Raw genomic sequence first — 15,602 nt, forward strand, 5'->3', positions numbered from 1 at the left:
ACTGTTGACTGTTGACTGTTGTTAGTGGTTATTTGTTAATTATTAGTTGTTCGTTCTAATAACCCATAACCAATAACTACTAACCAATAACTACTAACCAATAACCAATAACCAATAACCAATAACCAATAACTACTAACCAATAACCAATAACTACTAACCAATAACCAATAACTACTAACCAATAACCACTAACCACTAACCACTAACCAATAACTGCTTCAATATACTGCTCAATTTTCTTGAGTTGCTGCCGCTGGTATTCCATCCAATCTTTTTCCGCCACTCGCTCTTGGGCTGTTTCTTGCTGGTACCGAGCCTGCTTTTCTAAAAAATTATTGTAGAACATTATCGTTTTTTCAACTGTGTGAATTGCCAGTTTCACACGCTCCTCAAAAATTTCTAATATCAAATCATCTACGAGCGATTCAATTACCTTACAAGACTCTTCAAAATCGATCAAACTGATTCCCAATTTACTTTTATGAACCAGAGTTTCTACAGGCTCTTTCAGCGTTTCTTTAAAAGTTTTCGCATAAGACTCCGGTAAATATTTTAGAGGTTCTGTAAACTTCGACACAATCTCGCCACCTATTGATTGCAGTCGCTCTCTAAATCTCAATTGACTGTGGAGGTCGAAGCATTCTATACAAAATTCAATCTTTTCGATATCAATCGACTGTAATTCTTTAAAAATTAAATTAAGTTCATTTTCGACAATCAAAACCACTCGTTCCGCCTGGTAATTGACTTCACTCCGCAACTCTTTGTGCAAATTATCTTGTTCAAAAAAACCGATAGTATCTCTTTGAAACACTTGATAATTTTTGTCCCACAAAAACCACTGATTTTTTAACTTGGTAGTTTTGTCGCTCCACGCTTTGCGAGCTTTAACAACAGCATCATATTTGCCCTGTTTTCCTAAACTGCGAATTCTTACATCGCATCCGCTTAGTTCGCCAATTTGCTCCCATACCTCAACAGGAGATGCTTCAGCAATTCTGGGCTTGCTATTCCAGACATCTTCCGCCTGAGATATATCTTTGAAACATAATTCAAGTAACTTCTTGAGTCTGAGGGCAGACTGCTTCATTTCGTCAACGCAGTGTTCCACATCTAAGTTGAGGTGGGTAGCTGACTGTTTAATTTCCACGGACTTATATTCGTCGGCTAACAATCGATCGCTAAACTGAGTAATAGCCTGAAATACCTTGAGATATTCATTCATTTCCTTTTTTTCCTCATTTCCCTAAATAGCATACAATACAGAACATCTGCTTTTTTGAATACAAACTGAGTCACACCATTTTAGATTTTATATTTTAGATTTTAGAATTGGAAATGGGGAATGACAGATGACCTAACGGTTTGGAACACGGGCTTCATCAGTTGTATTCTTTTTTTAAACTGGTGTCACAATATGGATTATCTGTTCACCCCTGAAACTCAGGATCGACTCAATACTGGCGGCCTGATACAGCCTGCTGCCAAAACAGGAAAATTGCTCCCGGCAGCTAGAGATCCGGTGACGGGGGAGTTTGTCGAGATTGCCAAAGTTTTTTATCCATCAACAACTGCAACTCTATCCGATCGCGGAGTTTTAGGATTGCTCGCACAGTTAGCCGGAGGCGGGCCCGTGCAGCCGCTGGTAGCTCCCGTGTACGTGACTGTGGCACCGTTGCAGCTTGCTCAAACTCATCAGGGGTTTCAAAAAATATACAGAATGCTTAACTGTCTAAAAATTAATTTGGCGGTGATGCAAGCAACTGTTGCTGTGATTGGTCTTGGGGCTGTCTCGAATACGGTTTTGTCAGCAGTAAACTTCGACCAAGTATTAAAAATTAGAGAAGAGGCAAAGCACCAAAAGTTAAAAATTAAAGACGGATTTATCGATCTCAGACATATCCTCAAGGAGCGGGGAGTTGAGGTGATCCAGCAGATTTTTCAGGTGGCTCACGACTCTAATTTTGCAATGCACCGTCAGAAACTGGTTAACGGTTATGATATTTTTTCTAAGGCTGTCAAACGCTGTCAGTCTGCTTTGACATTGCCCGATATTAAACTTCGGAATTCCGAAATTAGTGGCGGGCGGGATATGCTGTTTGAGGCTTTAAATATTTATGAGCGTCCCAGTTTGTTGGAGGGGCTGTCTTCTGCCGGACAGATCCGGCAAATGGAATGTGTTTGGGCGATCGAGCAGGCGATCGGGCTCACGTTTGAGTTGCAGCGGGCCTATGATAGGGCGAGCGATCGCCTCCTAGGACTGCAATCAAAAATTCGTCTAGACCTTCTAACTGTTGTTAAAGGATGTCAATCGGAATCAGAACTAAATTTTTTATTTCCCGAAGTTACTAGGATTTTGGGTCACGATTTAAGTGTAATAGAATTTTGGCAAAATGAGGTTGATTGGATGCAAACTTTGTCTCCCAAAGAGCAGCACCAGTTAGCTAGTTTAGATCGACTCAGCGGTGATGATTTAAAAACCTACGTACACACTGCATTCGCGGCATTAGCTGCGGAACCCGCAGTTTATGATAATTTAAAGCACAAGTCTCACTTCCTATCCTTGCGTGACCAATTAGCCTTCGCTGTGAAGCCAGAAATCCGCCGGGGATACGAATTGTATGTCAGCCAGCGGGCGATCGCCACTGGCTATCAAGCTTTAGCTGGCTCGAACTTGCAAGAAATATCTGATTTAACTGTGGCGAACCTCTACTACTTTTTTAAAGTCCGAGAGGACTCAACTGAAAATTCTCCTAGTGAGGAGGAATTAGAAACACCTGCTTGGCACTTTCCCAAATCATTAGAAAATGAGCTTAATTACTCCAATTAAATGAGAGGCGATCCGTAGCAGCGCTAGCGCAATTATCTGTTTAACTGGTTCCCTGGCTTCAGCCAGGGAACTGAGATATAGAGGCTGTGCTTCCCTTGAAATAATAGAGGCAGAGCCTCCAGATCTGCATTACCAGGCCAGAGCCTGGTAACGAGTAGAATGAGATGATCCCCTCTTCCTTCTTCCCTCTTCCTTCTTCCTTCTTCCTTCTTCCTTCTTCCTTCAAATTACCTGAGCCACAACTTAATAGTATTGTCTTTAGAACCGCTAGCAATAGTTTTGCCGTCGGGACTAAAAGCCACTACATAAACCTCATCAGTATGTCCGGTCAAAGTATTCAGCAATTCTCCGGTAGCAAAGTCCCAAATTTTAATAGTTTTATCCTTGCTGCCGCTGGCAATAAACTTTCCGTCCGGGCTGATAGCCACCGAGACAATATCGTCAGAATGTCCCTTGATCGACCGAATTAAATCTCCTGTTTCGATATCCCAAATTTTAATAGTTTCATCGTAGGAACCGCTCACAATGGTTTTGCCGTCCGGGCTGACAGCAACTGACCTCACTTGGTCGCCGTGTCCCTCAAGAGTTTTGATCAAGTTGCCCGTTGCTACATCAACAATTGTAATTTTTTTGTCCTTAGAACCGCTAACTAAACTTTTGCCATCGGGAGTGAAAGCAACAGAATAAACAAAATCTGTATGGTCTGGCAAATTATAGATCAAACTACCAGTTGCTGCATCCGAAATTTTCGTGGTTTTGTCTCCGCTGCCGCTAGCAATCAGCTTGTCGTCGGGGCTGAAAGCGACTGACCAAACAGAAGCTGTGTGGTCGAGAAGGCGCGTCCCTTCTCCTGTTTTCAAATCCCAGAGCATCACTCTCCAAAAACCTGTTCCTGTCGCAAGTTTTGTACCGCTTGAGTTGAAAGCAACCGACCAAATGGTGGATGAATCTCCGGCGAAAGTGCGGATCGATTTGCCTGTAGCTAAATCCCAAATTTGGACGGTTTTGTCTTTTGAACCGCTGGCTAACATTAACCCGTCTGGACTGAAAGCAACTGCCCCGACGGCATCTGAATGCTGGGCAAAGTTTTTTACTTTGGCGTTTTTCCAGCGTAGGCCTGCTTGGCACTGTTGCTGTAACTTTTGGGCGGAATCATAGCTGCTGTTGGTGTTGGGAATTGTGGGGATTTGGTTGATGCAGCCTTCATAATTGCTGGCTTTATAGAGAGATTCAATTTGATTGAGTTGTTGGGCTTCTTGTTGCAATCCTTGCTCGCCTTCTTGCCATTTGAGATATCCGTAAATTCCGCCGATCGCCGCTAAGAGTGCTGCAAAGGTTGCTCCGGCGAGATAAGGATTGAATTTGCGAGGTTCTTTGAGGACAATTGCTGGTGGAGTCGCGATCCTCTCCGTTGGCGTAGCCCCCGTAGGGGCGGGCTGCGCTAACGACAAATCGGTTTTTCCGTTCAGATCCACCTCCGGGGATACCGCCAGAGTTGGCTGCAATTCTGTTTTCGGGTTGGGGTTGCGGTGTCCGTCCAACACTGTGGCGATCGCCTTGTACAATTTAGCGAATAAAGATTTAGGAACGACTAATTCTTCGATTCTCGCGGCATCTTCGTCGGTAAGCCCTAACACTTGCTGCAAGCGCTTTAACTCGTCGCGAGTTTCCAGAGAAAAGGGATATTCTTGCTGCATTGCTTCATGCAGCGATTGTTCGTAGCGTTCGCCTTTTTGCCTGTATTTGCGGTAAGGGTTCAATACCTCATCTTCGATCGCCTCTGCTTCGTCTGGTAGCAATTCCAAACTGACGCGCAATTCTTCTAATATTCTCCGCCCGACAACTGTAATGTCACCCCGGCTGCTGCTGCGCCGATCGACTTCTTCGCGATATATTGTCAGCTTGGGAATCCGCGCGCGCGATCGATCGCCAATTTTCCTCAAATCGGCTAAAGCTTCCGCCGCCGACTGATAGCGTTCCCGATAATCGTAGCGCACCATATTGTCCAAAACATCGGCCAGCGCTTGGGAACACACTGCTAAATGCCGCCAAACAATTTCGCCTTTATTAGAATTTTTCAAATCCCGCAGTTTCGGCAAATCGTAAGCCGGCAAACCCGTCATTGCTTGGATACCAATCATTCCCAAGGCGTAGATATCGCTGTTGAGTTGCGGGTTGTATTGAAATTGCTCGATCGGCATATATTCCAGCGTCCCAATCCGCACAGTTACCGGCGCTTGTCTTTGAGCAATGTGAATTTCTTTCACCGAGCCAAAGTCGATCAGCACTAACTTATTGTCAGAATAGCGGCGGATTAAATTAGCCGGTTTAATATCTCGGTGAATTACTCCCTGTCCGTGTACAAACACTAAAATTTCTAACAGTTCTTTCAGCAAAGGAATTAGCTTTTCTTCTGCTAAAGGCTTCCCCGGTACAATCTCCGTTGATAGCGAGTGACCAGGAATAAAAGATTCAACTAAGAAAAATTCTTCATTTTCTTCAAAATAAGCGAATAGCTGAGGAATTTGATCGTGTTGACCGAGCTTTTCTAGAACTTCTGCTTCTTTTTGGAAAAGACGGCGCGTAGTATTAATTAATTTCGGTTCTTTGGTACCCGGACGCAGGTGTTTGACAAAGCACTGCGGTTCACCGGGACGGCGAATATCTTTGGCTAGATAGGTTTGTCCAAATTCTCCTGTTTCTATGACTTCAATGATTTGATAGCGTCCATCTAAAAGTTGGCTCACCATGATTATAACGCAGCCTTTTTTTGGTTGATTTTCGCAAGAAACAGTTTCACAGTCGGTAGTTTTGAGTTGTAAGTAAGTCCGTCGATTTGAGATTTGAGATTTGAGATTTACTTCACAGATTCATCTGGAAACTCGAACAAAAGTCTAAAATTGTTGGCTTTCCAAACTCATAGCGTCGGGGGCTTCGGTTTTTGGGTCCCTCAGTTATTTTACATTTAAATTGCAGATTTTTGGCGAGCCCGATGCCCACCCGACCAGCATTTAACTGTATTCCACCGCAACTGCTCGCCGAATGGTAAATTGCCTAATATAGCGGTTATCAAAAAAGTGAGGTATGCCCAATGCCCGATCCCCGATAGTACCTCATACCAGAGCACAGAAAGGCTATACTTTATCTTTTTAACATCTGCAAAGCTTGATATCCTAAAAAGAAAAAACCCAACGCACCGAGTACCGCTATCGTGTCCGCCAACACATCGACTGTCAGAAATTCGCCCATTGCCATATCCTCTCTTGACTGATATTTATCCTCGGCTTTTAGGTCGCTGACCGGGTGAGGGGTAAGACCCCTTGCTGCGGGCGAAGCCAAAGATGCTCACAAATTATAGCAAAGGAGGTCGCTAAAATAACTTTCCGGGCGATCGACTAGCTTTTTGTTTTAATATTTTTTAATATTTAAGGAGACAAACTGTGCACCGAAATTTTGAGGTCAGTTCGCTTTGATATTGTTAACCCTGTTAATTTTTTCTCTCATTGTAAGTAGAGCTTACACTAAGAATTTGCGCCGATCGGTGCAAAATGCGCCTCGCACTGACAGCAGTTCGGCTCAGCAGTTACAGCCCTCTACCGGGTTCTTCCCCAAAGTTTCGGTAATCGTACCAGCATACAACGAAGCTGAGAATATTCGGGATTGCGCGATCGCCATTTTGGAGAGTACAGCGCTGACGGAGGACAACCTAGAGGTTTTGATTGCAGACGATCGATCGACAGACGACACTAAGTCGATCGCCCAAACCCTACAACAGGAACTCAACGACCCCCGCCTTAAAATATTAGCAGGTCAGCCGCGACCTACCAACCAATATTGGGCCGGCAAAAACTGGGTCTGCGCCCAAGCTGTTCAGGTAGCAACCGGAGACTTCCTATTATTTATCGATGCTGACGTGCGGCTCAAACCGGGGGCGATCGAAACCGCAATTGCCACAGCAGAAACAGAGAAAATAGACTTGTTTACCTGTATGCCAGCCCTGGTTTGCGAGTGTTTTGCCGAATGGTTGGTACAGCCATTAATGTTCAATCATTTAGCAGTTTGCTTCGATTTTACCGCTGTTAACGATCCTGCAAAAATAGACAGTGCTTTTGCAGGCGGCCCATTTATGCTATTTAGGCGATCGGCCTACGAAAAAATCGGCGGACACGAAGCCGTTGCCGGCGAAATTGTCGAAGATGTGGAATTAGCCAGACGCATCAAACGTGCGAATTTAAAGCTCGGACTTTATTCCGGGGCAAATTTGGCATCCGTGCGGATGTATCGGTCTTGGAGCGCCTTGTGGGAAGGCTGGACAAAGAATTTGTATCTCGGCGCTAACCGTAATTGGGGCATGATGGTTTACATGGCCGCCATAATGTTTTTTCTTTATCCGATGCCCTGGTTGGCATTAGGTATTTTGCTGGTTAACGGCGAAATTGCTAACATCATTACCGATCGCCAATTACCAATTACCAATTACCAATTACCAATTACCTTGTTAACTATTTGTTTATCGGCAATCGTAATTTGGCATCATTACACTTTGCGCCGCTTGGGTGCCGAAATTTCCGAGTGTTCGACGAAATACTGGTGGTTGGGAGGTTTGGGAGGTGCGTTAATTGCCGCAATTGCGATCGGTTCCGCCATCAAAACAGAAACCGGTTGGGGATGGACTTGGCGCGGGAGAGCTTTGCAAATCAACAATTAATCCCCGATTTTTGAGCTGACCAAAATTAGTAGGGTGCGTTAAATTCGAGATTTGCGATCGTGCCGGAAAACTCTAATTCTGACGCACCATCAATTCCGGGCGTGCGTCATATCGTTTCCGCTTGCATCGGAATGATTTTACCACAGAGAACACAGAGTACACAGAGTCCGAGAATATATATCTGAATCATTCTGATGCTACCGGATTTGATATCAGTCGGAGATTGTTTGTTCCGAAAATAATCATAGCTGACGCACCCTACATTTACTACTAATCCCAAATTTATGCGTATACCAAAGCAGGTACTCGCTTGTAAGCAGGCGTGCCCGATCGCTTTTCAATCTCTGGGTGAAAAATCACATTAACTTCAGGATAAAACATCAAAGCAGCACCCGCACGAACCGCCCCGTAAATCACCTCAACATTTTCCATTTTCCCCACATTTCCCTGCACCGTCACCCGCTGATGCTCTTGCATACCCGCGCTTTCTGCATCCTCGCGATTCATCAAAATGCAGTTTCGGTGCGGCATTCCCCGGTACTTGTCATCAATTTTGTAAACCACAGTATTGTGCTGAGAATAACTGCGTCCCGTCATCAACGCCACCACTAAACCGCGCACCGATTCCGATACACCAAAATCTTTAATTTCCGGTAATTTTAGTGCTGGTAAAGGCGCGACAAACATCTTGGCTTTGCCGGAATCAGTGGGGAATTTAGGTTCCATAAAAATCCGCTCGCTGATGGTAAATTCCTCTTTTGTATCATCAATTGTGGCCATTTTTTCATAGCCGGGAATTGTTTTAGCAATCAATTGTCGAATGTATCGCGTATCTTGCAGTTGGCGCCAGTTTACTGGATAACTGCCGTGAATTCTGCTCGCCAATTCGGTCAAAAAATGCACTTCTGGAATTAAGTCAGCCTCTTTGAGGTGAGTTTCGCCTTCATCATTGAAACGCACAAAGTTATTACCAGATTCTACCGTTGTTTTGTGGGGGTTTTCAAAGCGATTCAGCACGGGAATCACAATTGTATTGTGCTTTGCCAATCCGTTAAAATGCCCTAAATTCGGTTTGGTTGCGAGGTAGATAATAGTTTCAATCTTACCTAAAGCGCGTTTTGCTTGAGTTGAATCTGGGTTGGCTGCGTACAAGTTGCCGCCCAGACAGATTAACGTATCGACTTTGCCTGCATCTGCTGCTTCAATGAGCGATCGAGTTTCGTAACCCTTAACGCGGCTCAGGGGACGATCTAACAACTTTTCGAGAGCGGCTTGGATTTCTTTTTTAAGATTCACAGTCACGCCCATAGAGCCGAATCCTTGGACGTTTGAGTGTCCCCTCACCGGCATTAATCCCGCCCCTGTTTTGCCGACATTTCCCGTCATCAAAGCAGTGTTGGCGATGCTAAAAACATTATCTACGCCGTTTTTTTGTTGGGTAATTCCCATCGCCCAACCGAATACAACTCGCTTTGAATTGCCGATAATTTTGGCGGCTGCCTCAATTTCTGCTTGCGAAACCCCGCAAGTTGTAGTAATAGTTTCCCAGTCGGTTTCGCGGGCGTGCTGCACTACTGCTTCCCAGCCTTCGGTGTGGGCTTGCAAATATTTTTCATCCAGCAATCCTTGTTCGATTACAGATTTTTGAATGCCAACAAATAAGGCAGTGTCGCTGCCGGGAATTGGTTGCAAGTAGAGCGAGGAAATATCGGAACCGGGGATGAGCGACTTGACGGGAAATGCTGGAGAACCAAATTTGACTAACCCGATTTCCATCACGGGGTTGATGATAATTATTTTACCGCCTTTGTCGCGGATTTTAATCAACTCGTTCATGAAGCGGGGATGATTGTAGGCAGAATTCGCGCCCGCGAGCACGACGCAATCTGCTTGCTTCAAGTTTTCTAGACTCACTATTGAGGTGCGGGTAGCAAACATTTCGCTTAACCCGGTGGTTGAGGGAGCGTGGCACAAATCCGAACAATCTGCTAAGTTATTAGAGCCCATCGCCCGCATCATCAATTGCAGTAAAAAAGCCGCCTCGTTGGAAGAGCGACCGGAACTGTAAGATGCGACTCTTTCGGGGGTTTTGCGAAACGCATCCCCGGCAATTTGATAAACTTCTTCCCAAGAAATGCGATCGTAATGAGACGAACCAGCGCGCAAAATCATCGGGAAACTCAGCCTTCCCAGCCTGTCACATTCCATTGAAGTTAATTGCTGGAGTTCTGCAATATTGTGCTGTTCAAAATAGCTCGTCTTAACAGCAGGTTTAATTTCAGCGGAGATTGCTTCAACGCTTTTCATGCAGCGCTGAAGTTTTTCGCCCTCTTCATTAGTAAAGCCTCCTTTCTGCCCGCCAGTGCCCCAAGAACAGGACAAACAAGCACTATTGTGAAGCAAAGTTTTCCAAAGTTTCGGGCCTTCGGGGGACAAGGTATGTTCTGCCCAATATTCAATTACGGGTAAACCGCCACCAATGTCTGGTGTTTCCTCATTTTTCTCGTTGAAGGGCGGAACGGGTTGGATATTTTGGGAGTTGGTGTCCATGCGGTTTACCTTTTGTTTGAATTGCGGGTTGATGCGACGGGCGAACCGCCAAAGAATTTAAATTTATGACTAAAATTTTACCGCAATTTTACAGCTTAAAAAACCTGTCAACAGATAGATGTTTCAATCTCTATTTAAAGCTAGGTTTGCAGCATCGGAAAGCAACTTTTTCTTCATCCGCATAAAATCGAGTTCGAGAGGGATAATCCTTGAGGGTTTACTTCTTTTTATTGAAGGCTTGCTTCCCAAACCCCAGACAAAGCATTCGATCGCCCTCAGTAACATTCGGGTCATTCTGCAAATAATCTCCCACCCATTCGCAACTACGAGCAATAATATTATTCAGTTCCAAATTTTGCAAAGGTAAGAGAATTATAGTCTTATCCCTATTAGCAAAAGCCAGAGTTTTGCTATCAGAACTAAAAGTAACGCTCAACACCCGATCGCCCAATTCCAAAGTTTTAGATAGCAGCGCTTTCCTACCGTTAAAATTCCACAGCTTAACAGTATTTCCCGCACTCGCCGCCGCAATCAACTTCCCGTCTGGACTGAAACTAACACTTTCCACAGTATCGCTGTGGTCTAGTTTTTCAGTTAAATTTGCCGCCGTTCCATCAAACGCCCACAAATAAACTTTTTTGTCAGCACAAGCAGCAGCAATCGTCTTACCGTCGGGACTAAAAGTCACATTCCTCACCGTATCTTCGTGGTTGAGAGTTGTCAAACGCTTCGCCGACGAACCGTTAAATTGCCAGAGGTAAACTTTTTTTTCTGCAGCAATTTCACCCACATTGTTTTTCCCGCTTTCCTTGTTGTCAGCAGCCGTAGCAGTAGCAATAGTTTTGCCGTCGGGACTGAAACTAACGCTAATTACTGGATTGGTATGATCGAGTTTTGTCAGCAAAGTTGCTTTAGAACCGTTCCAGCGCCAGAGGTACAATTTGCGATCGGCACCGCTGGCGGTGGCAATTATCTTGCCATCTGGACTAAAACTCACGCTTCTAACAACGCCGTTATGCTTCAAAGTATCTAACAGTTTCCCGTCTAAACTCCAAACTTTCACCGTTTTGTCATTGCTGGCAGAAGCAACAGTTTTATTGTCCGGTGAAAAGCTCGTCCAAATTACAGAATCCTGATGACCTTTTAAGATTTTTAATAAACTGCCATCAGTGTTCCAAAGTCTCACTGTCTTGTCTCCGCTAGCAGAAACAATTGTTTTGCCATCTGCACTAAAACTGACTTTGTAAACCCAGTCTTCGTGTCCATATAAAATCTGATTCAACGGAGTTCTGTCCGGTTGCCAAATTTTTACCATTTTGTCCTTACTTGCGGAGGCAATCGTGCCGTCGCGACTGAAACTTACTGCCCTTACATCATCTTTATTTCCTCGAAAAGTGCTTAGCAATGTGCCGCTGCGACTCCAAACTTTTACCGTATCGTCGGCGCTGCCGGTGACAACTTTTTCGCTGTCGCTACTGAAACTCGCACTCAGAACTTCATCGTTGTGTCCTTTGAGAGTTGTGATTTCCTCACCCTTTCGGTTCCAAATTTTGGCTGTGGTGTCGGCACTGGCTGAGACGAGTTCTCGATTGTTTGGGCTGAATTTAACGCTGTATACAATGTCAGAATGTTTGGTTAATGTTTTGGGATTAATTTGAAATTTCTGGGTTTTACCTTGTCGGTTCCAAAGTTTGATAGTTTTGTCAGCACTTGCTGAGGCAATTGTTTTGCCGTCGGGGCTGAAACTCACGCCGAGTACCCAATCTTTGTGTCCGGTCAATGTTTGCAGCAATTTTTTGTTTCCCAGATTCCAGATTTTTACGGTGTTGTCGTGACTCGCAGAAGCTAGGGTTTTGCCGTCGGGGCTGAAGCTAACGCTGGTGACGATATCGCGGTGGCCGGATAAAGTAGCGATCGCACTTTGGTCATTATCTACTTGCCAAATTTTAATTGTGCGATCGGCACTACCAGTCGCGATCGTTTTCCCATCCGGGCTAAAACTCACACTCGTCACAATATCGCCGTGCTTAAAAGTCTTTAATAACTTACCTTCTTTGCTCCACAATTTAACAGTTTTGTCAGCACTTGCCGAAGCAACAAAATTGCCATCTGGACTGACACTTACATCCAAAACAGACTTATCGTGATGCTCGAAACGATTGCGTTCTTGCACTCCTGAAACAGCTTGTCTGAGCCTCTCAGTAATTTGATTTTTAGTATCCACAGGTAGCGCTGTACTTTTCTGAGAACCGCGACCGATTTTGATACTGTTTTTCAACACTGCTAATTGATTTTGATCGTTAGAAACCACCAAAGCTTCCGATGCCGAATTCAAGGCATCTGTCCGACTTGTTTCCGCTTCTTGTCGCGCGCTTTCTGCTAATTTTGCTTGATAGAATGCCATCCCCGAAACTCCTCCGAGTACCAGCACTCCCAACACCGCCACCCGCAATTGCCATCTCCGACTTTTGTAAAGTTGAGCTTCCGCTTCGTGCTGTTTGTCTCGGGCTTGGCGCTGTTTATCTCTAGCTTCCGACAGCAAAGCATCTCGCTCTCTATCTTTGCGAATTTGGTCAATTTCATCTCGGTTAATTTTGTTTTGCTTTCGCAATTCCTCAAATTCTGCCTTGTTATCTAATTCCTGTTGCTGGCGGATGAAGCTAACTAAATAGTCGTGAACCAGTTGATAAAGCTCTGCCGGCAGTTCCATCCACTGAAACACTAAGCCGGATTTTACTAACAGTTCTAAAACTAAATCTAACTTTTCAGATTCGGCAACTGTCGCTAAATCGGAGGCTAATTCGGCGCGAGTTTTTAGGGGGCGAATCTCATTTTCGTCTGTAAGGAAATACAAAACTCGGCGCACCGCCCCTTCATTTTCCGGGCCGCAATCTTTGATTACTTCTTCGAGGAAATTTTCGACTAATTTTTGTTTAGGATTGTTACCTAGTTCCTGATATTGGCTTAAAGTTCTAATGTTTTCTTGTTGCAGTTGAGCGCCGACAAGTTGTAGTTCGATCGGGCGGACTTCTCCCAATTCTCCAGCTAAATCTTTGACTAATTCTTCGATTAGCTCCGGTTCTAAGTTAAATTGCGATCGCTCAGTTAAAGTGTAAATTACCGAGCGCGCATCTGCTAGGGAAAAATTTCCCAAATAAAATAGAATATCTTTGCTAAGAACGTCCGCTAAAATATCATTATTGATGAATTGTGTTTGGTTTTTTGGTCGGGAAAATTCCAGCAAATAGTGCAGGTAATCTTCCCGCAAAGACAGGACGACTTTTAAATACTTGATTTTCAAACATTCCCGCAAGAAATCAAAAAATATCTGCCTTTCTGTTGGCTCTTTCCACACGAAAAAGAATTCTTCAAATTGGTCAAATATCAGAACTGTCACTAGATGTTCGGAATTGATTTGCAGTTCTTTGATAATTTTTTCGTATTCGATCGCCTGTTTTTTGACGATTATTTCTACAGGCTGTAAATCCTTAATTATCTCCAGATTTTCCGCAGTCGAAACAAGATTTGTACTGACTGCGCCTGCTGCTGGGGTCAAATCAACCTCTGCGGAACTCGGTACTGCTTCAGAACTTTCGAGATTGAATATTTCAGCTTTCGCAGCAGATAACTGTCTGGTCAATTCCTGGGGCCAGTTGTTGTAAACCTGCAGGACGATCGGCAAAACAGTCCGCATTTCTATCTTTTTTTGTCTAAGAGCGGGGACTAATCCCCCTGTGATAATTGAACTTTTTCCGACTCCAGACTGACCGTAAATTACTGTCAGTTTGTCTGGTGTATTGTTCATTCTATATATCAATCGGTTGAGGTCTTGTTCTCTACCGGAAGCAGTTATTTCGTCAGCAATGGTAGCAGCGGCGGTAACTGTTTCGGCGGGATCTATCGCTTCTCTGTGCGGCTGCAATTTTCCGGCTCCAATAAAAGCTCGAAACCGATAGGTATGTTCTACTCCTCGATAGTCTTGCTTGATTTGAAATGCTTTGAGATATTCTCCCCGCTGAAAATAAACTACTCGCAGCATTTCTAAAACCCGCAAATACAGTTGCGGGTTGTAGCAAGGTTTGGTTTCCGAGCGAGCAAACTCTAAATGGGCGATCGCCTCTTCTATCTCGCCCAACTCGCTCTGAGCCTCTGCTAAAATTAATAGATACAAGCCTTTATGCTGCGATTTTACAGGCATTCCCTGTCCCGTCGCTTTTAATTTGGAGTTCAGAACATCTAGAGCGATTAAAGCCCATTCTTTCGCCCCTTCCCAGTTTTTTTGCTCTAAGGCTACTCTAGCCAAAAAGCCATAATCTTGAGCTAAATTAACTGCTGAATTTTTCATATTTTGATGTAATCTCCGAGCTTTGATAGCTAAATTCCAGAGTGCATCCCAATCTTCTAAATGCTGCAATACTTCCCCGAGTTGATTGATGAATGTACCAACAGCATCCCACTGTCCCGCGCGTTCTAAAACATTAATACATTCCTGAAAATAATTCTTAGCTTCTGTCCAGTAAGGACGGTTATCGCTGCGGTTCTTTTCTGCTTGGAAGCGGTAGCAAAGACCGATGTGGAATAGCAGAATTCCTTCTAAAACCGGTGCGGGGTGAGCGGTAAATAATAATTCGCTAAATTCTGTTTGCGTCCCCAAGAATGCTACTTGATATTTCCAAAAATCGAGACTTTTTTGATACAATTTAATGGCTGCATCGATGCGGTGACAAGCATATTCTTCTCTGGCGCGAATAAATTGCAAATTTGCTTCGATGGCCGGTTCTAATCTGATGTTGCAAGTTTGCAAGTCTTGGCTGGCTGACTCTAGTTCTGTCAAAGAATTGGCTCCGAGAATGGCACAATTACTTAAGCGCCAATTGCCAGTTTCTAAAATGCTGGCAAAAATGCGATCGGCACTTTTTGCCAGAAAATCTACCAATTCGTCTGGGCCTTGCACAAATTCTACTGTTGTCGTCCAAGTCTCGATATCTGTTACTAACCGAATCATTTTTTTGAGTATTTTGTCTGTCACCCACAGCACTATGGGGAAGGGAAAGTTATTGCGAAATTCTTCCCTGACGTAGTTGGTAGAAGTCAGCACGCGATCGATCGCACTTACCGACTCCAATCCAAACACCATTAAAGCTGGCGGCCTGCTACCGTCAAGTTCGGTTTCTATCGTCGTGTAAAGAGTTTTAACAGATGCCGGGAGGACAATTTCTCGAATCTCAATCCCAGACTCCTCTCGCAATAGCCGTAGAGTTTCTTCTTTCATGGCACTATAATTGCACCGCACTAAAATCAGCGAAAATTGTCCCTGAGACATCGACAGAGTGCGAGAGAGAGTTTGCAGCGAACTTTTGTTTTGCTGTGCTGCGGTGTCTTGGCTGCAGTGCGAGTTAATCATAGTCTTTGAAAATTATGATGGAATAGATGCTCTAGAAAGAAGAAAGTTCGGGAACGGATTTTAGCACCTTACGGATTATCGGGTTTTTAAGCATGGATATCACTTTG

7 protein-coding genes are annotated in these 15,602 nt (G+C 44.3%); 2 read left to right on the plus strand and 5 right to left on the minus strand.

The window, feature by feature from the left end:
• Positions 1-205: 205 nt before the first annotated feature.
• Entirely contained in the window at positions 206-1,228 is a 1,023-nt protein-coding gene (locus tag QT998_RS07520; RefSeq protein ID WP_333092265.1) for a hypothetical protein, read from the minus strand.
• Positions 1,229-1,348: 120 nt separating this feature from the next.
• Here QT998_RS07520 and QT998_RS07525 point away from each other — a divergent pair, with 120 nt between their 5' ends.
• A complete protein-coding gene (locus QT998_RS07525) occupies positions 1,349-2,833 on the plus strand; it encodes a hypothetical protein (protein ID WP_333116109.1) in 1,485 nt (494 codons plus the stop codon).
• A 227-nt stretch (positions 2,834-3,060) separates the two neighbouring features.
• On the opposite strand, the gene QT998_RS07530 is transcribed toward QT998_RS07525, so the two are convergent.
• Positions 3,061-5,583 (minus strand): protein kinase domain-containing protein, encoded by a 2,523-nt coding sequence (locus QT998_RS07530; RefSeq protein ID WP_333092268.1) that lies wholly within the window; start codon positions 5,581-5,583, stop codon positions 3,061-3,063.
• Between the two features lie 391 nt (positions 5,584-5,974).
• Positions 5,975-6,172: a hypothetical protein gene (locus QT998_RS07535; RefSeq protein WP_333116111.1), complete on the minus strand. Its 198-nt coding sequence runs from the start codon at positions 6,170-6,172 to the stop codon at positions 5,975-5,977.
• A 130-nt stretch (positions 6,173-6,302) separates the two neighbouring features.
• Here QT998_RS07535 and QT998_RS07540 point away from each other — a divergent pair, with 130 nt between their 5' ends.
• Positions 6,303-7,541, plus strand: a complete 1,239-nt coding sequence (locus tag QT998_RS07540) for a glycosyltransferase (RefSeq protein ID WP_333092269.1) — start codon at positions 6,303-6,305, stop codon at positions 7,539-7,541.
• A 282-nt stretch (positions 7,542-7,823) separates the two neighbouring features.
• Here the strand turns inward: QT998_RS07540 and QT998_RS07545 are convergent, their stop codons facing one another.
• Together QT998_RS07545 and QT998_RS07550 are read right to left on the minus strand one after the other, a co-directional pair.
• The gene (locus QT998_RS07545) at positions 7,824-10,091 is read right to left on the minus strand and encodes an FdhF/YdeP family oxidoreductase (RefSeq protein WP_333116112.1); all 2,268 of its coding nucleotides are present in this window, start codon (positions 10,089-10,091) and stop codon (positions 7,824-7,826) included.
• A gap of 217 nt (positions 10,092-10,308) precedes the next feature.
• Positions 10,309-15,495 (minus strand): WD40 repeat domain-containing protein, encoded by a 5,187-nt coding sequence (locus QT998_RS07550; RefSeq protein WP_333116115.1) that lies wholly within the window; start codon positions 15,493-15,495, stop codon positions 10,309-10,311.
• Positions 15,496-15,602 lie beyond the last annotated feature (107 nt).

Origin of the sequence: Microcoleus sp. S1D4 (genome assembly GCF_036700765.1) — a bacterium.
Classification (GTDB): domain Bacteria; phylum Cyanobacteriota; class Cyanobacteriia; order Cyanobacteriales; family Microcoleaceae; genus Microcoleus.